Origin of the sequence: Flavobacterium sp. RSB2_4_14, from assembly GCF_051547085.1 — a bacterium.
Lineage (GTDB): Bacteria > Bacteroidota > Bacteroidia > Flavobacteriales > Flavobacteriaceae > Flavobacterium.
Genome location: NZ_JBPTTL010000005.1, coordinates 44,012 through 68,851, shown reverse-complemented (window position 1 = coordinate 68,851; position 24,840 = coordinate 44,012). Strand labels below are relative to the sequence as shown.

The 24,840-nt window shown below is 32.9% G+C and carries 19 protein-coding genes; 10 read left to right on the top strand and 9 right to left on the bottom strand.

What is annotated here, in order from left to right; translation table 11 throughout:
* Together pta and ACSVH2_RS10245 are read right to left on the bottom strand one after the other, a co-directional pair.
* Window positions 1-2,094: a phosphate acetyltransferase gene (pta, locus tag ACSVH2_RS10250; protein ID WP_438093086.1), complete on the bottom strand. Its 2,094-nt coding sequence runs from the start codon at window positions 2,092-2,094 to the stop codon at window positions 1-3.
* Window positions 2,095-2,266: 172 nt separating this feature from the next.
* On the bottom strand, window positions 2,267-2,992 hold the full coding sequence (locus ACSVH2_RS10245) for a bacteriorhodopsin-like (protein WP_438093085.1): 726 nt from the start codon (window positions 2,990-2,992) through the stop codon (window positions 2,267-2,269).
* A gap of 107 nt (window positions 2,993-3,099) precedes the next feature.
* Between ACSVH2_RS10245 and ACSVH2_RS10240 the strand changes: the two genes are divergently transcribed.
* Window positions 3,100-3,996, top strand: coding sequence for a Brp/Blh family beta-carotene 15,15'-dioxygenase (locus ACSVH2_RS10240; RefSeq protein WP_438093084.1), 897 nt, complete (start codon window positions 3,100-3,102; stop codon window positions 3,994-3,996).
* A 38-nt stretch (window positions 3,997-4,034) separates the two neighbouring features.
* Here the strand turns inward: ACSVH2_RS10240 and dnaK are convergent, their stop codons facing one another.
* A complete protein-coding gene (dnaK, locus tag ACSVH2_RS10235; RefSeq protein ID WP_438093083.1) occupies window positions 4,035-5,927 on the bottom strand; it encodes a molecular chaperone DnaK in 1,893 nt (630 codons plus the stop codon).
* A gap of 166 nt (window positions 5,928-6,093) precedes the next feature.
* A complete protein-coding gene (gene rho / locus ACSVH2_RS10230) occupies window positions 6,094-7,815 on the bottom strand; it encodes a transcription termination factor Rho (protein WP_438093082.1) in 1,722 nt (573 codons plus the stop codon).
* A 182-nt stretch (window positions 7,816-7,997) separates the two neighbouring features.
* On the opposite strand from rho, the gene ACSVH2_RS10225 reads away from it, so the two are divergent.
* On the top strand, window positions 7,998-8,408 hold the full coding sequence (locus ACSVH2_RS10225) for a DUF4293 family protein (protein WP_438093192.1): 411 nt from the start codon (window positions 7,998-8,000) through the stop codon (window positions 8,406-8,408).
* 57 nt (window positions 8,409-8,465) lie between these two features.
* Here ACSVH2_RS10225 and ACSVH2_RS10220 read toward each other — a convergent pair whose 3' ends face one another.
* Complete coding sequence (locus tag ACSVH2_RS10220) at window positions 8,466-8,960, bottom strand: metallophosphoesterase family protein (RefSeq protein WP_438093081.1); 495 nt, start codon at window positions 8,958-8,960, stop codon at window positions 8,466-8,468.
* Between the two features lie 174 nt (window positions 8,961-9,134).
* Between ACSVH2_RS10220 and truA the strand changes: the two genes are divergently transcribed.
* The 3 genes from truA (at window position 9,135) to lpdA (ending at window position 13,132) form a co-directional block, all read left to right on the top strand.
* A complete protein-coding gene (gene truA / locus ACSVH2_RS10215; protein WP_438093080.1) occupies window positions 9,135-9,872 on the top strand; it encodes a tRNA pseudouridine(38-40) synthase TruA in 738 nt (245 codons plus the stop codon).
* Between the two features lie 3 nt (window positions 9,873-9,875).
* Window positions 9,876-11,630 carry an ABC transporter ATP-binding protein gene (locus tag ACSVH2_RS10210; RefSeq protein ID WP_438093079.1) on the top strand — a complete coding sequence of 585 codons (1,755 nt, stop codon included), beginning with the start codon at window positions 9,876-9,878 and terminating at the stop codon, window positions 11,628-11,630.
* Window positions 11,631-11,743: 113 nt separating this feature from the next.
* Window positions 11,744-13,132 carry a dihydrolipoyl dehydrogenase gene (lpdA, locus tag ACSVH2_RS10205; protein ID WP_438093078.1) on the top strand — a complete coding sequence of 463 codons (1,389 nt, stop codon included), beginning with the start codon at window positions 11,744-11,746 and terminating at the stop codon, window positions 13,130-13,132.
* A gap of 58 nt (window positions 13,133-13,190) precedes the next feature.
* Here lpdA and ACSVH2_RS10200 read toward each other — a convergent pair whose 3' ends face one another.
* Together ACSVH2_RS10200 and gyrA are read right to left on the bottom strand one after the other, a co-directional pair.
* Window positions 13,191-14,513, bottom strand: a complete 1,323-nt coding sequence (locus ACSVH2_RS10200; protein ID WP_438093077.1) for a tetratricopeptide repeat protein — start codon at window positions 14,511-14,513, stop codon at window positions 13,191-13,193.
* Window positions 14,514-14,529: 16 nt separating this feature from the next.
* On the bottom strand, window positions 14,530-17,094 hold the full coding sequence (gene gyrA / locus ACSVH2_RS10195; protein WP_438093076.1) for a DNA gyrase subunit A: 2,565 nt from the start codon (window positions 17,092-17,094) through the stop codon (window positions 14,530-14,532).
* Window positions 17,095-17,359: 265 nt separating this feature from the next.
* Here gyrA and ACSVH2_RS10190 point away from each other — a divergent pair, with 265 nt between their 5' ends.
* From ACSVH2_RS10190 to ACSVH2_RS10170, 5 genes are all read left to right on the top strand, one after another.
* Window positions 17,360-19,903, top strand: a complete 2,544-nt coding sequence (locus ACSVH2_RS10190) for an ATP-dependent Clp protease ATP-binding subunit (RefSeq protein ID WP_438093075.1) — start codon at window positions 17,360-17,362, stop codon at window positions 19,901-19,903.
* A gap of 91 nt (window positions 19,904-19,994) precedes the next feature.
* On the top strand, window positions 19,995-21,365 hold the full coding sequence (gene rimK, locus ACSVH2_RS10185) for a 30S ribosomal protein S6--L-glutamate ligase (protein WP_438093074.1): 1,371 nt from the start codon (window positions 19,995-19,997) through the stop codon (window positions 21,363-21,365).
* 102 nt (window positions 21,366-21,467) lie between these two features.
* On the top strand, window positions 21,468-21,650 hold the full coding sequence (locus ACSVH2_RS10180) for a GldL-related protein (protein WP_438093073.1): 183 nt from the start codon (window positions 21,468-21,470) through the stop codon (window positions 21,648-21,650).
* A complete protein-coding gene (locus tag ACSVH2_RS10175; protein ID WP_438093072.1) occupies window positions 21,651-22,166 on the top strand; it encodes a DUF421 domain-containing protein in 516 nt (171 codons plus the stop codon).
* Between the two features lie 3 nt (window positions 22,167-22,169).
* On the top strand, window positions 22,170-22,529 hold the full coding sequence (locus tag ACSVH2_RS10170; RefSeq protein ID WP_438093071.1) for a DUF1304 domain-containing protein: 360 nt from the start codon (window positions 22,170-22,172) through the stop codon (window positions 22,527-22,529).
* Here the strand turns inward: ACSVH2_RS10170 and ACSVH2_RS10165 are convergent.
* Together ACSVH2_RS10165 and hutH are read right to left on the bottom strand one after the other, a co-directional pair.
* Window positions 22,521-23,189, bottom strand: coding sequence for a hypothetical protein (locus ACSVH2_RS10165; RefSeq protein ID WP_438093070.1), 669 nt, complete (start codon window positions 23,187-23,189; stop codon window positions 22,521-22,523). The two genes, ACSVH2_RS10170 and ACSVH2_RS10165, sit on opposite strands and share 9 nt — an antisense overlap.
* Window positions 23,190-23,231: 42 nt before the next feature.
* Window positions 23,232-24,734: a histidine ammonia-lyase gene (gene hutH, locus ACSVH2_RS10160; protein WP_438093069.1), complete on the bottom strand. Its 1,503-nt coding sequence runs from the start codon at window positions 24,732-24,734 to the stop codon at window positions 23,232-23,234.
* Window positions 24,735-24,840 lie beyond the last annotated feature (106 nt).

Sequence of the window (24,840 nt, the reverse complement as noted above, 5' to 3'; positions counted from 1 at the left end):
TTATAAACCTTGTGCTTGAATGGCTGTTATTACTACAGTATTGATAATGTCATCAACAGTGCAACCTCTACTTAAATCATTTACCGGTTTGTTTAATCCTTGTAACATTGGACCAATAGCTAATGCACCAGTTTCTCTCTGAACAGCTTTGTATGTATTGTTTCCAGTATTTAAATCGGGAAAAATTAAAACGCTTGCTTGACCGGCAACTTCTGAGTCGGGCATTTTGCTTTTTCCCACATTCATATCCACAGCAGCATCATATTGAATTGGACCTTCTATTTTTAAATCAGGTCGTTTTTTTCTAACAATTTCTGTAGCAGTTCTAACTTTTTCTACTTCATCTCCTTTTCCTGAAGTTCCAGATGAATAAGAAAGCATGGCAATTTTTGGTTCTATTCCGAAAGCCAAACTAGTATCGGCTGAAGAAATAGCTATTTCTGCCAATTGCTCTGCAGTTGGATTTGGATTGATAGCACAATCGCCAAAAATAGAAACTCTATCTTCCAAACACATAAAGAAAACGGATGAAACGACAGAAGAATTCGGTTTGGTTTTTATAAATTGTAAAGCAGGCAAAATGGTATGTTGAGTCGTATGACATGCACCAGAAACCATTCCATCAGCATGACCTTTGTAGACCATCATCGTACCAAAATAAGAAACATCGGCCATTAAATCTCGAGCAATTTCCATGGTTACTTTCTTTTCTTTACGCAATTCATAGTAGGTATTTACATAATCCTCAAAGTAGTCGGATTCAATAGGATTAATGATGACAACTTTAGATAAATCGAAATCTAAACCTAATTCGGTCACTTTGCTTTGAATTTGTTTTTTATTACCAATAATGGAAATATCAACTACGTTCATGGATAATAATCGGGAAGCGGCAGTAATTATTCTATCATCATTTCCTTCGGGTAAAACAATATGTTTGCGATGTTTTTTTGCTCTTTTTACCAAATTATATTGGAACATTTTTGGCGTCATGCCATCAGGTTCAAAAGTGATAAACTTCTGTGCTAAACTATCTAAATCAATATACTTTTCAAAAGTTTGCTTTGAAGTCTCAATTTTTTGAATATTATTCGAATAAATTTTAGACTTAATTCCTCCTATTTCATTGGCGATTTGATACGTTCCTTCCTCAACAGTAATTATAGGAACAACGGTTGAAAGTCCTTCAATTAATTTCAAAATACTCTCTTCTGGCATGATGTTTCCCGTTAAAACTATTCCTGAAACAGTTGGATAATTAATCGATTCGTTGGCTTGTAAAGCACCCAGAATAATATCGGCTCTATCTCCAGGAGTAATAACCAAACCATTTTCTTTTAAATGCAGTAAATAATTACTTAGTTGCATAGCACCAACGCTAAAACTATCAATTTGATTGTTTAAATAGGCTTCTCCAAACAACACTTTTGCATTCAACTTATTTACAATTTCTTGAATTGTAGGATTGTCCAAACTAGAAATTAAAGGAATAACATTAACTAATACCTCTTTTGGTAAACTTTTTTTGAGTGCGGCAGCTACTAATTCTAAATTTTCAGGTTGTACTTTATTAGCAATTACCGCTAAAACTTCAACGTCTTTATCTTTAAAAGAATCATACGCTAGATAAACACTATCTGAAAGTTCTTCGAGTGTTTTTCCAACTCCTGAACCTACAATTATTGTTGGTATACCTAAGTTTTTAGCAATCAAAACATTCATATCCAACTCAATTACAGTGCCTTCACCAGTAAAACTAGTTCCATCGACTAATACAAAATCAAAACGATCTTCAAGAATTTTAAATTTTTCAATAATCAAATCAATTACTTCACCTAGTTTGCCTTTATTTTTCTTCTTAATGAGTTTACTTTTGGTAATGGCATAGGCATCATTAAAAGAAATGTCTAATCCAAAATGAGAAATTACTGTTTCAATATGATTGTCAAATTCTCCTTCATTAAAATCTTCAATTATCGGTCTGAAATAACCAACTTTGGCCGTTTTTCCGATAATAATATTCATTAAACCTAAAGTGATAATGGACTTACCGCTGTTTTCTTCTGTCGTTGCGATGTATATTGCTTTGCTCATTTTGAGAGATGCTGTTAGTTTTAGTATGATAAACGAATAATAGTAAAGATAATGATTATCCCTTTTTTAGCCAAAAAATCATAGCTATTAAAATAAAAACTTACTATGATATAAAGCAAAAAAAAACCGCCATGTAATGAAACATGACGGTTTTCCCATTCAAAACCAAAACTTAATCTTTCTGAGATTTTACAGCTAAAGTGTAAATTACTAAACCGAAACCAATTTTGTTGATTGCGTCAGCGATGTTGTAAGCAACATCTACACTTCCTTTGCCTACAAAGCTAGTATACCAACCTTCGGTACCTAACATGTATCCTAATGGATAGATAGCCCAACCAACTAATACAAACCAACACAAAATTTTGTGTGCAGCTAAAACATTCTCACCAGCAGATTTTGCCAATTTTGCAGCCTCACCAAAATAAATTTCATACACAATTGCAAAATACGCAACTCCTGAAATGAAACCCCATAGAGCTGCTTGGTCTGTATAAACAGCTTCTCCAAAGTAACCTGTTACTAACATTACTACAGAATAGAAAATCATTTTCCATAATAAGCTTTGTTTTGCACCAGCTACTTTTAATATTAAATAAAACTCAAGACACATCATTGGAACTGTAATGATCCAATCTACGTATCTAAAAAATGTTGGAGATTCTTGGAAAGCAGCCCAATAATCTCTCATGTAATAATAGTGTACTGCTGCAACAAAAGTTATCAATCCTGAAACTAATACAGAAGTACGCCACTTTTTGTCAAATTGATTTAATGACAAAAAGAAAAAAGCTGAAGCAGCCATCATAGCCATACAGCCAACAAAGAATGTGAACCCTACATAATCAGTAGGCAGCATTTTAGATGTCAATGCCGTGAAAAGAAATGTGTTTGACATAATATAAAGTTTTAAATTTGTTTAATCAAAAGTAAAAAAGATTAAACAAATAAAAAAATATTTTGTTTAATTTTTTTTTATTATATTTAAACATTATTTAAAATAATATGTTAAAAAATACTAATTTATCAATACTGCTAAGCTTTTTAGGACTTTGGCTTACTTCATTCTTAAAAAATGAAGCTCAAATTATTGTAGGTTTTATTTTAATATTATCGTTTGGAATTATACATGGTGCAAATGATTTACTCCTAATCAAGAAAATAAATGGTTCGGAAAAAACAACTTATTGGAAATTATTGTTCAATTATATAAGTATAGTTTTAATAGCAGTCATACTATTTAGTTTTATTCCTTGGTTTGCTATGCTCCTATTTATTATTGTAAGTAGTTATCATTTTGGAGAACAGCATTGGGAAAATAAAAATACTTATAGTTCTAAAGTTGCAACAACTTTGTTCAACACTATCTATGGATTATTTATATTGCTATTATTATTTCAATTTCATGAAAAAGAAGTAATGACTATATTACTTGGAATTACAGGCATTAATTTATATTATATTAATATTACTTTACTGTTAAAAATTATTGGTCTCCTTTTATTAGTTTTTTTTATCTATAGTTTTTATACTTCAAAAGTTTTTCAAAAAAACCTGGCAGTTGAATTGTTGTATTTGGTCGTTTTTACAATACTATTTAAAGTAGGAAGTTTGATATGGGCTTTTGCTATTTATTTCATTTTCTGGCACAGCATTCCTTCATTGTTTGATCAAATCAAATTTTTGTTTGGCGAAGTTTCTGTCGAGAATTTTAAAGCATATGTTAAATCTGCCTTCATATATTGGATAACTTCAATAGTTGGCATTATCATATTGTACTTTATATTGAAAGATTATAAAATATTTGATTCGATATTTTTTTCATTTTTAGCAGCCATAACTTTTCCACATGTATTTGTAATAGAAAGAATGTTTCATTCTAAAAACAAAAAAACCGAGTAATTGCTTACTCGGTTTTCTATCATTTTAAAAAAAGATATTTACTTAACTTCTTCAAATTCTACATCTTGTGTATTATCTCCATTTGATTCTGCTTGTGGTTGAGCTTCTTGAGCTTGACCTTGACCAGCATCACCTTGAGCATAAATTGCTTCTGTTGCCACTTTCCATGCTGCATTGATATTATCAAGACCTTTTTGAATAGCTTCTAAATCTTGTGATTGGTGCGCCATTCTCAATTCAGTCAAAGCAGCTTCAATACCCACTTTGTGATCATCAGATAATTTATCTCCCAATTCTTTAAGTTGACTTTCTGTTTGGAAAATCATACCGTCAGCTTCGTTCAATTTATCTGCTTTCTCTCTAGCAATTCTATCGCTTTCAGCATTCATTTCCGCATCTTTTTTCATTCTTTCAATTTCTTCTGCTGTTAAACCTGAAGAAGCTTCGATACGAATATCATGTGATTTTCCAGAACCTTTATCGGTTGCTGATACTTTAATAATACCATTGGCATCAATATCAAAAGTTACTTCGATTTGAGGAACGCCTCTTGGCGCTGGTGGAATTCCATCTAAGTGGAAACGACCGATAGTTTTATTGTCAGCAGCCATAGTTCTTTCTCCTTGAATAACATGGATTTCAACACTTGGTTGGTTATCTGCAGCAGTAGAAAATACTTGTGATTTTTTTGTTGGAATAGTAGTGTTAGACTCAATTAATTTAGTCATTACATTACCCATAGTTTCAATTCCTAGTGATAAAGGTGTTACGTCAAGTAACAGTACATCTTTTACATCTCCAGATAAAACTCCACCTTGAATTGCAGCTCCAATAGCTACTACTTCATCAGGATTTACTCCTTTTGATGGTTTTTTGCCAAAGAATTTCTCCACTTGCTCTTGAATAACTGGAATTCTTGTAGAACCTCCAACCAAGATTACTTCATTAATATCTGAAGTTGATAAACCTGCATCTTTCAATGCTTTAGCTACTGGTTCCATAGAACGTTTTACTAAAGATTCTGCAAGTTGCTCAAATTTTGCTCTAGTCAACGTTTTTACTAAGTGTTTTGGACCTGTAGCGGTTGCAGTAACATATGGCAAGTTGATTTCTGTTTGAGTAGAAGATGACAATTCAATTTTAGCTTTTTCAGCAGCTTCTTTTAGACGTTGTAACGCCATTGGATCTTTACGTAAATCAATACCCTCTTCAGTATTAAATTCATTTGCCATCCAATCGATAATTACTTGGTCAAAGTCATCTCCACCTAAGTGAGTATCTCCATTTGTAGATAATACTTCAAAAACTCCATCTCCTAATTCAAGAACAGAAATATCAAAAGTACCACCACCTAAATCGTATACAGCAATTTTTTGGTCAATTCCTTTTTTATCTAATCCATAAGCTAAAGCCGCAGCTGTTGGCTCATTGATGATACGCATTACTTTTAAACCAGCAATTTCACCAGCTTCTTTTGTAGCTTGACGTTGTGCATCGTTAAAATAAGCAGGAACTGTAATAACAGCTTCAGTAACTGTGTGACCTAAATAATCTTCTGCTGTTTTTTTCATTTTTTGAAGTGTCATTGCTGACAATTCTTGTGGAGTGTAAAGTCTTCCATCAATATCAACACGTGGTGTGTCATTATCTCCTTTTACTACTTTGTAAGCTACAGTTGATGCTTCTTTTGCGCTTTCTGTATACTTGTTACCCATAAAACGTTTAATAGACGCTATGGTTTTTGTTGGGTTAGTCACTGCTTGTCTTTTAGCTGGATCACCTACTTTAATTTCGCCACCTTCTACAAATGCAATTACAGACGGTGTTGTTCTTTTCCCTTCTGCGTTAGCAATTACAACTGGTTCTCCACCTTCCATAACTGCCACACAAGAATTGGTTGTACCTAAGTCGATACCAATAATTTTTCCCATTTTATTTTTTGTTAATTGTGTTTAATTTTTTAAAACTTATGTGGCATAAGTCAACTTTTGTGCCAAGCAACAAAAGAGAATAAATTGTCAGTTTAATAAAAATAAATATGACAAAGTGACATTGTATAAATAAAAAATCCCAACTTTTCAGTTAGGATTTGATTTTCTAATCGTTCATTGAAATCAAGAACTCATCGTTATTTCTAGTTTTCTTAATCTTATCATTAATAGTATCCATAGCTTCAACTGGATTCATGTCGGCAAGGAACTTTCGTAAAATCCACATTCTTTGAAGTGTTTTTTCGTCTAACAATAAATCATCTCGTCGTGTACTAGAAGAAGTTAAATCGATAGCTGGGAAAATTCTACGGTTAGCAATTTTTCTGTCTAATTGTAATTCCATGTTACCTGTTCCTTTGAATTCTTCAAAGATTACTTCATCCATTTTTGAACCGGTTTCGGTTAATGCAGTTGCTATGATACTGAGCGAACCACCATTTTCAACATTTCGAGCCGCGCCAAAGAAACGTTTTGGTTTTTGTAATGCATTAGCATCAACTCCTCCAGAAAGTACTTTTCCAGATGCAGGTTGAACCGTATTATAAGCTCTTGCTAATCGTGTGATTGAATCTAAAAGAATAACCACATCGTGACCGCATTCTACCAAACGTTTTGATTTTTCCAAAACAATATTAGCAATTTTCACATGCTCAGAAGGTTCTCTATCAAATGTTGAAGCGATAACTTCACCACGAACACTTCGTTGCATATCGGTAACTTCTTCTGGTCGTTCGTCTATCAACAAAACAATCAAGTAAACTTCAGGATGATTGGCAGCAATGGCGTTAGCAATGTCTTTAAGTAACATTGTCTTACCTGTTTTTGGTTGAGCTACTATCATTCCGCGTTGTCCTTTTCCTATTGGTGAAAACAAATCTATTACTCGCGTCGAAACGCTAGCTTGTTTATCGGCGATATTGAATTTTTCTTGAGGAAAAATTGGCGTTAAGTGCTCAAACGAAACTCTGTCACGCACTACTTGTGGATCATGACCATTAATTTTTAAAACTCTAACCAATGGAAAGAATTTCTCTCCTTCTTTTGGAGGACGAACAACACCTTTAACTGTATCGCCAGTTTTTAAACCAAATAATCTAATTTGAGAAGTGGAAAGATAAATATCATCGGGCGAAGCTAAATAATTGTAATCCGAAGAACGCAAGAAACCATAACCATCGGGCATCATTTCTAGAACACCTTCACTTTCTATAATTCCATCAAATTCATAATCGGAATCACGGAAGTTATTTGGTTTTTTTCCTTTAAAATTAGGATTGTTGTTATTTGCTTTTTCATTTCCGTTACCATTGGATTGTGGTCGGTTTTGTTGTGCCTCTGGTCCATTTTGATGTTTTGGTCTTGGCTCGCGATTGGTATCGGTATTTTGGTTAGGATTTACAGCGACTTCTGATGGATTTTTCTCGGCAGTTTCTGCATTGTTTTCTGTTGGTTCAGCAACAGTTTCTTCGGAAGGACCTTTTTTATTTTTATCGAAAGGTTTTTTAAACTTTGGATTTTTATTTGGAATTATTGGACTCTGTTCCGTTTTTTCTGGTGCTTGAGCATAATTATCAAATAAATCGCTTTGAGTAGTTTCAATCGGCTTTTTAGTTTCGGGAAGAATTCTCGCTCTTTTGGTTTTACTTTCAGCTACTTTATCAGCAGTCACTTGAGGTTTTTCAGGTTCTGTTGTTTTATTTTGATGCTCTAAAATTTGTGCAATCAGCACATCTTTTTTGGCGCCAGTAACTTTTATTGTTTTTGCTAGTTTAGCAATTTCTTGAAGCTCAGCAAGCTTCATTTCTTTTAAGGCAGAAATATCAAACATGAATATTGTTTTGATTTAATTTTTTTTTGGAAATACTACAAATGTGGGTAGAAATTTTTGATAAAGAATAGTCCGAAGAATGAAGTACTTACGGATTTGTTATGCAATAATACGAATAATATTTTATCATGCAATAGTATTTTTTAAAAAGAAACTATATTTTTGTCCAACATTTTTATTGAATTATGTATAGAGTACAGACATATTATTTGATTGGTTGTTTACTAATTTCTGCTGTTCTACCTTTTATTTTTCCTTTATGGAAAGATGCAAACGGTAAAGCTTTCTATTTCATGATGGATATTGTTTATGTTATACTCTTCGGATTGAGTAATACCTTATCGTTACTAAGCATTATTTCACACAAAAAAAGACAACAACAATTTGTCATGGGCAGATTGAATATCATATTGAATTTAATTTTATTAGGATTATTTGTGTATCGAACACTAAACGCATCTGGAGAAACAGCTATTTCTGAGAAAGGTGTTGGGATGTTCCTACCTATTTTTTCTATCGTACTTTTGGTTTTGGCCAACAAAGCCATCAAAAAGGATGAAGATCTCGTAAAATCTGTGGATCGATTACGATAAACCTATAAACTTAGTTTTTTTAGTGCTGCGAAAATCCCAAGCGAAAGTTTGGGATTTTTATTTTTTCCCTATTTCAATAATCTCCAAATTCTGTATTTTATCACCATCAATTTCAAAGCGAAGCATAGTTCGCACTTGATGAAAACCATAAATGCCACATGCTCCAGGATTCATGTGAAGAAGATTAAGTTTCTTGTCAAACTGAACTTTCAATATATGAGAATGTCCACAAATAAAAAGTTTTGGTGGATTGTTTTGAATTTCTGGTCTAATCGCTTGATTGTATTTACCAGGATAACCACCAATATGAGTAATCCAAACATCAACATCTTCACATAGAAATCTATTGTGTAGTGGAAATTCCATTCTTGCTTTATCATCATCTATATTACCGTAAACGCCGCGCAATGGTTTTAAAGATTTCAAAGTATCAGTCACTTTCAAATCACCAATATCCCCAGCATGCCAAACTTCGTCAGCTTGATGGACATATTTTAAAATAGTTTCATCAATGTGGCTGTGCGTGTCAGAAAGGAGAAGTATTTTTTTCATTTTAATAGCCACAAAGGCGCTAAGTCGCAAAGTTTTTTTTCATTTTTACAAAGTTAATTATTTGGGAAAACTTTAGCCATTTAATCAATTAAAATCTTTGTAAATTTGCGCTTGATTAGATTTGATATAGAATTGCTCATATCTAATATTTAAAATCTAATATTAAAATTTCAATTGAGATATTTTATCAAATTAGCGTATAAAGGAACAAACTACCACGGTTGGCAATATCAGCCTGAGGTCAATTCTGTGCAAGAAACGCTCAATAAAGCATTATCTATAGTATTAAAATCAGTAATAGATGTTGTTGGCGCTGGTCGAACCGACACAGGAGTTCATGCCAAACAAATGTATGCGCATTTCGATTTTGAAACTGCCATTGATAGCCAACAATTAGTTCGTAAACTCAATTCTTTTTTACCCAAAGACATTGTCATTTATGATATTATAAAAGTTGCTGATGAAGCTCATGCTCGTTTTGATGCTACAAAACGAACGTATGAATATCATATTCACACTTTTAAAGATGCCTTCGAAAACGATAGCAGTTGGTTGCATCAATTGCCTTTGGATTTAGATAAAATGAACGAAGCTTGTCAAATACTTTTCAAACACCACGATTTTGAATGCTTTTCCAAAACCCATACCGATGTCAGAACGTTTAATTGTGTTATTTTTGAAGCTCATTGGACACAAAATGGCAACAAAATTGTTTTCACTATTACTGCTGATAGATTTTTGCGCAATATGGTTCGTGCTATAGTTGGAACAATGATTAACATTGGTTTAAATAAAATTACACTAGACGATTTTGAAAAAATAATTGAAAGTAAAGACAGAAGTCAAGCAGGATTTTCAGTTCCTGCACATGGTTTATATTTAACCCAAATTGAATACGAATACATCAACTAATACATGGAAGCCAAAGCATTTGATACTCATTTATTCAAACGTATTTTAAAATACACCAAACCCTATAAATATAGGTATTATGGTGTGATTTTATTTGCCGTTTCGCTTTCAGTATTTGCAGCTCTTCGTCCCTATTTATTAAAACAAACAGTGGATGAATATATTAAACCGAAAGACGAAAATGGTTTACTATTTTATGTAACCATAATGGGAGTTGTGTTACTTTTAGAAACATTTTCATCATTCTTTTTTGTTTTTTGGGCCAACCTTTTAGGACAAGACATCATCAAAGACATTCGAGTTAAACTCTTTAAACACATGCTAAGTTTTCGGATGAAATATTTTGATAATGCACCTGTTGGACAACTAGTAACTCGTTCTGTATCGGATATTGAACAAATTGCGCGTATTTTTAGTCAAGGTTTATTTATGATTATCAGTGACATGCTTAAAATGGTTGTGGTCATGATTTTCATGTTTTACATGAACTGGAGACTGACTTGGATTGTTATAATCGCTATGCCAGTTTTGGTTTATATTACTCGAATTTTTCAACGAAAAATGCAGGTAGCTTTTGAAGAAGTTCGAAATCAAGTAGCCAATATGAATACGTTTGTTCAAGAAAGAGTTACGGGAATGAAAATTGTTCAGCTTTTCAACAGAGAAGCTATTGAATTTGAAAAGTTCAAAGAAATCAATCAGAAACACAATAAAGCTTGGATAAAAACCATTTTTTATAACTCCATTTTTTTTCCAATTGCCGATATTATTTCGTCGTTAACACTAGGTGCAGTGGTGCTTTATGGAGGTTTTCACATTTTAGATGGTGATAAATTTACCACGTTTGGCGATTTGTTTTCCTATACCATGTTCATCGGAATGTTGTTCAATCCTTTACGACAAATAGCGGATAAATTCAACGAAATGCAAATGGGAATGATAGCCGCCAATCGAGTTTTTGATATTTTGGATAGTGATAAAGAGGTTCAAATTGATGGAACAAAAACAGCAAGTCATTTCAAAGGGAATATCCGTTTTGAGAATGTTCGCTTTAGTTATATTGAAAATGAAGAAGTGCTCAAAGGGATTAATTTGGATGTAAAAGAAGGTGAAACGATTGCCATTGTTGGAGCTACTGGAGCAGGAAAATCTACAATAATCAATTTGTTAAACCGTTTTTATGAAATAAATTCAGGGACAATTTACGTGGATGATCAAAATATAAATGATTTTAAATTAGAAAGTTTACGCCAACAAATCGCTATTGTTTTGCAAGATGTATTTCTTTTTGCCGATACAATTCACAACAATATTACGCTAAATAATACTGCCATTTCTCGTGAAGATGTTATTGAAGCTGCTAAAAAAATTGGTGTACACAAATTTATCAAAACTCTTCCTGGTGGTTATGATTATGATGTTAAAGAACGCGGTGTAATGTTATCTTCTGGACAAAGACAATTGATTGCTTTTTTGAGAGCTTATGTTAGCAATCCTAGTATTTTGATTTTGGACGAAGCCACATCTTCTATTGATACTTATAGTGAAGAATTAATTCAAAAAGCAACCGAGAAAATCACAAAAGGAAGAACCTCTATTATTATTGCCCATCGATTGGCGACCATTATGAATGCCGATAAAATTATTGTGATGGATAAAGGTCAGATTGTGGAAGAAGGAACTCATCAAGATTTAGTGAATAAAGAAAAAGGTTATTATAAAAATTTATATGATTCGCAGTTTGCTGTTGAAAGTTAAATTTTCAAAATAAATCCTTAAATTCGCAGTCTCAATTAATTTAGAAAATTATACAAAATGGCACTAGCAACAGCGACTGCATTTTTTACAAAAAATAAATAAAAACTCAAAAAATGAAATACGACATTATAGTTTTAGGAAGTGGTCCTGGTGGTTATGTTACTGCTATTCGTGCCTCACAATTAGGTTTCAAAGTTGCCGTAATCGAGAAAGAAAGTTTAGGTGGCGTTTGTTTGAATTGGGGTTGCATTCCAACGAAAGCACTTTTAAAATCGGCACAAGTTTTTGATTATCTAAAACATGCTTCTGATTATGGATTAACCGTAAAGGAATTTGATAAAGATTTCTCAGCAGTTGTAAATCGTAGTCGTTCGGTTGCAGACGGTATGAGCAAAGGAGTTCAATTCCTAATGAAAAAAAATAAAATCGATGTTATTGAAGGATTTGGAAAAATAAAACCGGGAAAGAAAGTTGATGTAACTGCAGCTGATGGAAAAGTAACTGAATATTCAGCAGATAACATCATTATTGCCACTGGTGCACGTTCTCGTGAATTACCAAATCTTCCTCAAGATGGTGTAAAAGTTATTGGTTACCGCAAAGCAATGACTTTACCTTCGCAACCAAAATCGATGATTATTGTTGGTTCTGGAGCGATTGGAGTGGAATTTGCCCATTTTTATAACGCCATGGGAACAGAAGTTACTATTGTAGAATTTATGCCAAATATTGTTCCTGTTGAAGACGAAGACATCTCAAAACAGATGGAACGTTCTATGAAAAAAGCAGGTGTAAAAATCATGACCTCTTCATCTGTAGAAAGAATTGATACAACTGGTAAAGGTGTGAAAGCATTTGTAAAAACGGCAAAAGGAGAAGAGATTCTTGAAGCCGACATTTTACTTTCAGCTGTTGGAATTAAAACAAATATTGAAAATATTGGTTTAGAAGAAGTAGGTATCAAAACTGATAAAGATAAAATCTTAGTTAACGATTTTTCACAAACAAATATTCCCGGATATTACGCTATTGGTGATGTTACACCAGGTCAAGCTTTGGCTCACGTTGCTTCAGCAGAAGGAATTAATTGTGTAGAGAAAATTGCAGGATTACACGTTGAACCTATTGACTATGGAAATGTTCCTGGTTGTACCTATGCAACTCCAGAAATTGCTTCGGTTGGTTTAACCGAAAAACAAGCCAAAGAAAAAGGATATGAATTGAAAATTGGAAAATTCCCTTTTACAGCATCAGGAAAAGCAAAAGCCGCTGGAACGCCAGATGGATTTGTAAAAGTAATTTTTGATGCAAAATATGGTGAATGGTTAGGTTGTCACATGATTGGTGCAGGAGTTACCGATATGATTGCCGAAGCTGTTGTTGCTCGAAAATTAGAAACAACAGGACATGAAATTCTTAAGTCAATCCATCCTCACCCAACAATGAGTGAAGCGGTTATGGAAGCCGTTGCTGATGCTTATGGCGAAGTAATTCACTTATAAAAACAAAAAAAATATCCCGATTAAAATCGGGATATTTTTTTATTTACTAAATTCAGATTTACATTTTTGCTTTCAATGCTTTGTATTTATCTGTCATTTCCAGTGCATTATAAACACTTAATAATGTTTTTTTAGCTGATTCATTGTCTGGTTTTAATTCTACTGCTTTTTCTAAATAAGGCAAAACAGATTTAAAATTCTTTTCTCTTTCTAGTTTCAATGCTTCATAGCGTTTGTTATCTTTTTCAGAAGTACCTAACTTGTTCATCTCGGTTACAAATTTTTCATCTGCTCTCAATTTTAATTCGGCTAAATTCAAATTGGCGTTGAAATAATTAGGATCTATTTCCAAAGCTCTTTTATAATGTTTTTCAGCTTCATCAAGTTTATTAGCATTAGCACTAATAACACCTAAGTTATAGACCAAATCAACATTATTAGGATCTTTAGCTAAGGCTTCATTTACAAGTCGTGTGTAGGTATCAAAGTCATTCAATTTCAAATACAAATCTGCTTCAGTTAGAATAAGAGATGTATCCTCAGGATTTGCTTTTCGTGCATCGGCAACTGCAGCTTTTGCTTCTTCAACTCTTCCTTTTTCTATCAATATTAAAGCAATATTTTTGTTGATTTCACCTCTTCGAGACTCTAATTTTTCATCTCTAGGTTTTTCATGCGTACCCGATTTAACAAAAAGATCTCTATCATTTTTGGTTGGAAAAGACTCTTCTACTTTGGTAACCTTATTCACTGCCCAAAAAACTGTTCCTTCACCGGTATAGTTTAAAGTTTTCAATTCAGTATAATAAATAAGTGCTTTATCATAATCTAATCCAGTTACTGCATAACTAGCCGCATAGTACAATTTATCTTGATCTTTTTTATCCAACAAATAAATGGAATACAAAATATCGGCAGCTTCTTTATATTTTTTAGCATTTCCTAAAGCAATAGCTACATTTAAAAGATCTGGCTTGAAGGTAGTAATAGTTTCATTAATATCATCGGTATAAATCTTTTTACCTGTCTTCTTCTCATAGTCAAGAGTTGCATTTAAACCAACAGCTAAATCCGAAATTGCTTTTGGATTTGCCAATTTGAGTAATGCTGCCTGTACTTGAGCTGGACTCATTGTTTTATCTACAGCTAAAGACTCTAATACCGGAATCATTACTTTGTAGAAATTAGCATAAACTTTATCACTTTCTTCAACTGCTAATGGTTCTACTTTTGAAACTAAATCCTTATATTCTAATAAATCTTTTCCTTTTATTTCACTTTTAGCATAGATTTTCTTCAATGCTTTTAGCTCCTCTTTTTGAGCAAAAGTTGAAACAGAAACTAGTATTGATGCTGTCAATACGATGTGTTTTATTTTCATGTGGTTTTATTTTAAATTATTCTTGTGGTTCAGTATTGTCATCTGAAGTTTCTGTTTCGCTTTCATCGTTGATGTCGTCGCCATCAATAATCTCTCCTTCTATTTCTTCAACTTCATCTTCTTTCATTACTTTAGTTACTGCAGCAATTGAGTCGTTGCCTTTGATATTAATCAAACGAACACCTTGAGTTGCTCTTCCCATAACTCTCAAATCAGAAACTTCCATTCTAATAGTCAATCCTGATTTGTTGATAATCATTAAATCATCTTCATCTGTCACAGCATTGATAGAAATTAAAGCGCCTGTTTTTTCTGTTATGTTCAAAGTTTTCACCCCTTTTCCACCTCTATTAGTAATGCGGTAAACATCTTCTCCATCTTCATCTACTAGTTTAGTTCGTTTTCCATAACCTTTTTCAGTAACAACTAATAACTGTGTATCTGTTATATCATCCTTGTTTACAGAAACCATACCAATTACTTCATCTTTATCATTTGCTAAAGTAATTCCGCGAACTCCAGAAGCTGTTCTTCCCATTGGACGCGTTTTTTCTTCTTCAAAACGAACTAATTTTCCTGATTTTACTGCAATTAAAACTTGGCTTTCACCGTTGGTTAATTTAGCTTCCATTAGCTCATCATCTTCTCTAATAGTGATGGCATTAATTCCATTTTGTCTCGGACGAGAATATTGTTCCAATGGCGTTTTCTTCACTTGACCTTGTTTGGTTGCCATGATTACATAATGACTATTGATGTATTCTTCGTCTTTCAAATCTTGGGTACAAATGAATGCTTTTACTTTATCATCACTTTCAATATTGATTAAGTTTTGAATAGCGCGACCTTTACTGGTTTTACTTCCTTCTGGAATTTCATAAACCCGCATCCAGAAACATTTTCCTTTTTGGGTAAAAAACAATAAATATTGATGATTAGTTGCTACAAACAAATGCTCTAAGAAATCTTGATCTCTTGTTCCTGCACTTTTTTGTCCAACTCCACCTCTATTTTGAGTTTTGTATTCTGATAAATTAGTACGTTTGATATAACCCGCATGCGAAATGGTAATTACCACATTTTCATCAGCAATTAAATCCTCAATACTTACATCACCTCCAGAATATTCTATAGTCGAACGACGAGCATCACCATATTTATCTCTGATTTCTACTAATTCATCTTTAATCAATTGCATTCTCAATTCTTTACTTGCTAATAAATCTTTCAAGTGTTGAATTAATTTCATGATTTCTTCATATTCCGCTCTCAACTTATCTTGTTCAAGACCTGTCAATTGACGTAAACGCATTTCAACAATAGCACGGGCTTGAATTTCGGATAAAGTAAATCGTTCAATTAATTTTGTTCGTGCTTCGTCACCATCTTTTGAAGAACGAATTAAAGCGATTACTTCATCAATATTATCCGAAGCAATAATCAAACCTTCTAGAATATGAGCTCTTTCTTCTGCTTTACGCAATTCGAATTGTGTTCTTCTGATAACAACGTCATGACGGTGTTCAACAAAATAATGAATCAAATCTTTAACGTTCAACATTTGTGGTCTTCCATTGACCAATGCGATATTATTTACACTAAAAGAAGACTGTAATTGTGTGAATTTATAAAGTGTATTCAAAACTACATTAGGAACTGCATCACGTTTTAATTCATAAACGATTCGCATTCCATTTCTATCCGATTCATCGCGAATATTAGAAATTCCTTCAATTTTTTTATCATTAATCAAATCGGCAGTTTTCTTAATCATGTCTGCCTTATTAACTTGATATGGAATTTCAGAAACAATGATGGCATCTTTTCCGTTTGACTCTTCAAAACTTACTTTGGCACGAATAACAATTCGACCTCTTCCGGTTTTGAATGCTTCTCGCACACCTTCCATACCATAGATAATTCCTCCTGTTGGAAAATCGGGTGCTTTTATATGTGTGATTAATTCATCAATTTCAATTTCATTGTTATCGATGTAAGCCAAAGTTCCATCTATAACTTCTGTTAAATTATGTGGTGCCATGTTTGTAGCCATACCAACCGCAATACCAGATGCACCATTTATTAATAAATTAGGAACTCTTGTAGGCATTACTTTTGGCTCATACAAAGTATCATCAAAGTTCAATTGGAAGTCAACGGTTTCTTTGTCAATATCTGCCATAATGTCTTCAGACATTTTTTTCATTCTGGCTTCAGTGTAACGCATCGCTGCAGGACTGTCACCATCAACAGAACCAAAATTACCTTGACCATCAATTAACAAATAACGTAAACTCCATTCTTGAGCCATACGAACCATGGCATCATATACTGATGTATCTCCATGCGGGTGATACTTACCCAAAACCTCTCCAACAATTCTTGCGGATTTTTTATGAGCTCTATTAGAAAAAACACCTAAATCATACATTCCATATAATACTCTTCTGTGCACTGGTTTTAGACCATCACGCACGTCAGGTAGTGCTCTTGAGACAATAACAGACATCGAATAATCGATGTAAGCTGATTTCATTTCATCTTCAATGTTTATAGGAATTAACTTTTCTCCGTCAGACATAGTGGTATAAATTATTTATAAAAATTAGTTTAAATTCAAAACGTGCTAATATAGACTATTTAGAAAAAATAGAACCTATTTTTTGCTACAAATTTGAATGATTTATTAACAAAATAGGCACTTTTTTTGGTTAATAAATAACTTGTACAGGTGCTTTTATTATTGATATTTTTTTTGTCAATTAGCTGACAGTACTTTTAGTCGGAATGATTTTTGTTAGGAACATTAATAATCACTAAATTTACATTACCAATAATTTAATTATATGGATGATAATTTTTCGCCAAGAGTAAAAGATGTAATCACATACAGTAAAGAAGAAGCACTTCGTTTAGGGCACGATTTTATTGGTACAGAACATCTTATGCTTGGTATCCTGAGAGATGGAAATGGTAAAGCGATTGCAATTTTGAATAACCTATCTATAGATTTGGACCATTTGAGAAAAAAAGTAGAGATTTTAAGTCCTGCCAATCCAAATGTTGAAATTAGCAACGAAAAGAAAAATTTACACTTGACTCGTCAAGCAGAGCGCGCTTTGAAAACAACTTTTTTGGAAGCAAAAGTATTTCAAGCGAATTCAATTAGTACTGCACACCTTTTATTGTGCATTTTAAGAAATGAAAATGATCCAACAACCAAACTATTGCATCGTCTAAAAATAGACTATAATGTAGTTAAAGAACAATATTTAAATATGACACCTAGCGAAGAAGATTTTACAGATAATCTGCCTAGAAATGAATCCTATAATGACGATTCAGGTCAAGATGACAGTTTAAAAGAAGGTAGTTTTAACAATCCGGCAAATAAAACCAATAAAAAATCGAAAACACCTGTTTTAGATAATTTTGGTCGCGATTTGACTGAGATGGCAGAAGAGGGAAAACTCGATCCAGTAGTAGGTCGTGAAAAAGAAATAGAGCGTGTTTCTCAAATTTTAAGCCGTAGAAAGAAAAACAATCCATTATTGATTGGTGAACCTGGAGTTGGAAAATCTGCCATTGCCGAAGGTTTGGCATTGCGAATTATTCAAAAGAAAGTGTCACGAATTCTATTTAATAAAAGAGTGGTAACACTCGATTTAGCTTCTCTTGTTGCAGGCACAAAATACCGCGGTCAATTTGAAGAAAGAATGAAAGCGGTAATGAACGAATTGGAAAAAAATGATGATATCATTCTTTTCATTGATGAAATTCACACTATCGTTGGTGCTGGTGGCGCAACAGGTTCGCTTGATGCTTCCAATATGTTCAAACCTGCATTAGCAAGAGGTGAAATACAATGTATTGGTGCAACAACATTAGACGAATACCGTCAGTATATTGAAAAAGATGGTGCGCTTGAAAGACGTTTCCAAAAAGTAATTGTGGAACCAACATCTGTGGAAGAAACTATCACTATTTTGAATAATATCAAGAATAAATATGAAGATCATCATAACGTGATTTACACTGACGAAGCAATTGAAGCATGTGTGAAATTGACCAACAGATACATGTCTGAACGTTTTCTTCCAGACAAAGCTATTGATGCTTTGGACGAAGCGGGTTCTAGAGTTCATATTACTAATATTGATGTACCAAAACAAATTTTAGATTTAGAACGTCAGTTAGAAGAAGTACGTGAATTGAAAAATTCTGTTGTTAAAAAACAGAAATACGAAGAAGCTGCCAAATTACGTGATGATGAAAAACGTATAGAAAAAGATTTAGCCATTGCACAAGAACAATGGGAAGAAGATTCTAAAAGCAATCGAATCAGAGTAACAGAAGATAATGTTGCTGATGTGGTTTCTATGATGACAGGAATTCCTGTGAACAGAATTGCACAAACAGAAAGTAATAAATTGGCTCATTTACCTGAGTTAATTAATGGAAAAGTCATAGGTCAAAATGAAGCCGTGATGAAAATATCGCGTTCCATTCAACGAAATCGTGCTGGATTGAAAGATCCAAATCGTCCAATTGGTTCATTCATTTTCTTAGGACAAACTGGAGTTGGAAAAACACAATTAGCTAAAGTATTGGCTAAAGAACTATTTGACTCAGAAGATGCTTTAATCAGAATTGACATGAGCGAATACATGGAAAAATTTGCCATTTCCAGATTAATTGGTGCACCTCCAGGTTATGTTGGTTATGAAGAAGGTGGACAATTAACTGAAAAAGTTAGAAGAAAACCATACTGCGTAGTGCTTTTAGACGAAATTGAAAAAGCGCATCCCGATGTTTTCAATATGATGCTTCAAGTCCTAGATGATGGTTATTTAACCGATAGTTTAGGAAGAAAAATTGATTTCAAAAACACAATTATCATCATGACTTCCAATGTTGGCGCACGTCAATTAAAAGATTTTGGTCAAGGTGTTGGTTTTGGAACTGCTGCTAAAGTGGCACAAGCTGATGATCATTCAAAAAGTGTAGTCGAAAATGCTTTGAAAAAAACATTTGCGCCAGAATTCTTGAACAGAATTGATGATGTAATTGTTTTCAATCCATTAGAAAAACACGACATCGATTTGATTATCGAAATCGAATTGAAAAAACTTTATGGAAGAGTTGAAGAACTTGGATACAAACTTAATTTATCAGACAAAGCCAAAGCATTTATTGCAGAGAAAGGTTTTGATAAACAGTTTGGTGCTCGACCATTAAAAAGAGCCATTCAAAAATATGTAGAAGATGCATTAGCAGAAGAAATTATTACTTCTAAAATAGCATCTGGTGATGAAATTTTTATGGATTTAGATGAAGTTGCTCAAGAGTTAACCGTCACAATTCAAAAAGCTGAAAAGCCGACAAAGTAAATTAGTCTAATTTATACAAGCCACGAATCCTCGAATGAAATTTAGTTTAAATTATTCGTGAATTCGTGGCTTTTTATTTTAATTGTATATAATGCCACAAAACAAAATAATATTAGGTTCAGAGGAATGGTGTTCCTTTCCCGAACTTGGAATTCCTGCCATCAAAGCACGCGTAGATTCGGGTGCTAAAACTTCGGCACTACATGCTATCAACATTGCACCTTTCATTAAAGAAAATGAAAATTGGGTGAAATTTGACATTAATCCCATTCAGAATAATTTAAAAACAGTTATCCATTGTGAAGCAAAACTAATTGACAAACGCATTGTCAAAAGCTCCAGCGGTTTCCGTGAACAACGTTATGTTATCCAAACCAAAATAAATATTGGACAAGATACATGGGAAATTGAAATGACTTTGACCAATCGTGACTCAATGGGTTTCAGAATGCTATTGGGAAGAGAAGCCATGAGTGGCAGAATTTTAGTTGACCCGGAACAAAAATACCTATTAGGACAAACCACAACCGAAAGTTTAAAGAGTTTATACATTGATGCTATTGTAAATAAATCAGGATTGCGAATTGGAGTTTTAGCCAGTAATCCTGAGTTATACAGTAACAAACGAATTATGGAAGCTGGAGAAATGCGTGGACACGAAATGCATTTTTTGAACATCAAAGAATGTTACATGAAACTCGATGCTGACAAACCAGAAATTCATTATCGTGGTGGAAAAATTCTGGATAATTTTGATGCTATAATTCCGAGAATTCGTCCAAGTATTACGTTTTATGGTTGTGCGTTAACACGTCAATTTGAAGCTATGAAAGTATATTGTTTGAATTCTGCAGCAGCCATTACTCAATCACGTGACAAACTATTTTCTTTACAATTACTATTGCATCATGGTGTTGACATTCCTACGACAGGATTTGCCAATTCGCCATTGGACACGGATGATTTGATAAAAATGGTTGGCGGTTCACCTCTAATTGTAAAACTATTAGAAGGAACACAAGGAAAAGGAGTTGTTTTAGCTGAAACCAAAAAAGCAGCAGAATCAGTTATTAATGCATTCAAAAGTTTGAATGCTAATATTTTGGTACAAGAATTTATAAAAGAAGCCAATGGAAAAGATTTGCGCCTTTTCGTTGTTGATGGAAAAGTAGTTGCAGCTATTCAACGTGAAGCAGCTGCAGGAGAATTCAGAGCCAATATTCACATGGGCGGAACAGCATCTATTATCAAACCAACTGCTGATGAAAAACGAATTGCTATAAAAGCCGCCAAAGCTATGGACTTGAAAGTAGCAGGTGTTGATATTATTCGCTCGGCAAAAGGACCTTTGTTATTAGAAGTCAATTCTTCTCCAGGATTAGAAGGCATTGAAGGTGCTACTAACAAAGATATTGCTGGGGAAATGATTAAAGCCATTGAGAAAAACTTTAAACCTAGATAAATTAAATGCTATGAAATGTCCATGATTTAGCAATCTAAACACCGATGAAGATTTTCCTCATGGCATTACATATGACCTTTAAAAAACAAATATTATCTACATATGAATAATAAATATAAATTACCGTTAGTGCTATTTTTATTTTCAATGATATTCACAATTATTGGAGCTTTATTCAAAATACAACATTGGCCAGGTGCTAGTATATTGCTAATTATTGGGCTTTTATCACAAGCTTTTGCTATTTTTTTACTCATTGTTGTCTTGCTAAAAAAATCAAAATAAATGAATCCTTATCTCGACATCGTTTTTAGAAGTGTGAGTGTTTATCTTTTTATGGTAATTGCGCTGCGCGTTTTTGGCAAAAAAGAATTATCACAGCTCAACACAGCCGATGTTATTTTGATATTGTTGATTAGTAATTCCGTTCAAAACGCCATGGTAGGAAGCAATTCATCGCTTTATGGCGGAATGGTAGCAGCTTTAGCACTATTTATCATTAATTTTATTTTTAAAAAGATAATGCTGAATTCTAAGTTCATTAAAAATTTAGTACAAGACAAACCAGAAATACTGGTACATGACGGAAAAATAGAATTCAAAACCTTGGCAAGATTAGGCATTACTTCAGAAGAACTACAAGAAGCCATGCGCGAACATGGTTTGGAATATTATAAAGATGTTAAGTTAGCGATGTTTGAAATTGATGGTAATATTAGTGTGATTTCGGGAAATGAAAATTTGAGACAAACGCATCACAAACGAAAAATCCATAAAACATTAGGCAACATAAACCATTAGATAATGACACTACTTTCTCAAATTATTATTGGATTTGTTGCTGTTTTACATCTCTATATTCTATGGCTCGAAATGTTTGCATGGACAACTCGAGGACGAAAAGTTTTTAAAACCATTCCTGCTGACCAATTTGAAAAGACTAAAGTCATGGCTGCAAATCAAGGATTGTATAACGGATTTCTAGCTGCGGGATTAATTTGGTCTTTATTTATAACAGATATTTCTTGGAGTAAAAACGTGGCTATCTTCTTTTTATTCTGTGTTTTAGTTGCTGGGATTTACGGCGCAATTACAGTTTCTAAAAGAATATTTTTTGTACAAAGTATTCCTGCTATATTGGGATTATTGAGTATGTTAATCTAACTTATTATATTCTTGAATATATCCCAATTTCTTTAAAGTTAACATTTTTTTAAATTCAGGTTTTGATAAGTTAAATACACTTTTTGTAGAATCAATTTTTAGAGATTTTCTTTTTGCCAAAGAATCTAATCTTATCAAATCTTCATCTGAAACAAGTGTCATTAATTTTAAATCGTTATTGTTAAGAGATAAAACTTTTATTTTCCAATAAATAGAGACTTTAGAATTTAAAATAATTGTACCTCTAATTCTTTTTGCTTTGTTTGAGTCAGAGATAGCAAAAATTGTATCATAATCTGTATTCGTAATTTCAACCGAGTCTTTTAACTTTCTGAATTCAAAAAAAATATTATTATGATAAATTCTATTCTTAACAATTTTCATGCTATCTTTTAAAGCATCAAATTCTAAAAAGCTTATATTGTTTTTAGTTATCCATTTATAATAAATTAACCTTTTTTCAATGATTAAAAATGTTGAGTCTTGATTTATATAATTTCCAATAAATTTGTTTGGTAATTGTTTTAATTCATTATCATTTATAGGTTGAGCTTCTTTAAATAAAAAATCTATTCCATAGTAAGGTACCGCATCAGCTCGTTTACAACTACCAAAAAATAAAACTGAAAATATTGGTAAAAGATATTTAGCTATTTTCATGACATTTGTTTTAATAAAAAGAAACTAATATCATGCCAAATATTAATCCTCCAACTCAATCATAAAACTATTCAAAAACGCCACAGAGTTTTCTATATCATAATGCAGAATTCTATCTTCATGTACCAATGGCACATCTTCTCTATACGATTTCAAAAATAGTTCTATAAATTCACTCGATTGTAATGGTCTTCTAAATTCAATAGCTTGTGAAGCATTCATCAATTCGATAGCCAGTATTCGCTCCAAGTTTTCCATGACTTTCAAACACTTCGTTGCTGCGTTTGCTCCCATCGAAACGTGATCTTCTTGTCCATTACTCGATACAATACTGTCAACACTTGCTGGAGTGGCCAATTGTTTGTTCTGACTAGCAATACTTGCCGCCGTATATTGCGGAATCATAAACCCAGAATTCAATCCTGGATTGTCAATTAAAAATGCTGGCAAACCACACAGTCCTGAAATCAATTGGTACGTTCTTCTCTCTGAAATACTTCCTAATTCTGATAAAGCTATCGCTAGGAAATCTAGAGCTAATGCTAAAGGTTGACCATGAAAATTACCACCAGAAATAATTTCATCTTCTCCAACAAAAATATTAGGATTATCAGTAACCGAATTGATTTCGGTTTTAAAAACTTTCTTGGCATATTCTATCGCATCTTTCGAAGCGCCATGCACTTGTGGAATACAACGAAAAGAATATGGATCTTGAACGTGTTGTTTTTCTTGAGAAATGATTTGACTTCCTTCTAATAGTTCATTCATTCGTTTTGCCGTTAGAATCTGACCTTTATGTGGTCGTATGTAATGAATTAATTCATTAAATGGTTCTATTCGTCCATCAAAACCTTCTAAAGAAATAGCCGAAATCAAATCGGCTAAATAAGAATATTTTGTAGCTTTTAAAAGGATATAACATCCATAAGCGCTCATAAATTGTGTTCCGTTCAATAATGCCAAACCTTCTTTGGACTGCAAGACAATAGGTTGCCAATTGAAGTGTTGTAAAATTGCTGAAGACTGAACTTTTTTACCTTCAAAATACACTTCGCCTTCGCCTAATAATGGCAACGATAAATGAGCTAACGGAGCCAAATCGCCACTCGCGCCTAGTGAACCTTGAGTATAAATTACAGGAAGGATATCATTATTATAAAAATCAAGCAAACGTTCCACCGTTTGTAATTGCACACCAGAATGTCCATAACTTAACGATTGTATTTTCAACAACAACATTAATTTTACAATCGCAGCAGGCACTTCATCTCCAGTACCACAAGCATGTGATTTTACTAAATTTTCTTGTAGATGTGATAAATTTTCATTGGATATTTTCACATTACATAACGAACCAAATCCCGTGTTTATTCCATAAATTGGTTTATCGTTCGATGCCATTTTAGTATCTAAATAGTCTCGGCACTTTTCGATATTAATTTTTGCTTCTTCAGAAAGAAAAAGGGTTTTATTTTGAGAAATAATTTCTTGTAAAGTCTCTAAACTCAATACTTCGGTGGTAATATAATGCGAATGTTCCATTGGTAGTTTGTAAATTGTCGTCAAAATTCCATAAACAATAGTTAATACACAAGTTTTGTTACTACTATTTATTGAGAATTCTATAATGAAAAACCCTAAAAGAGGT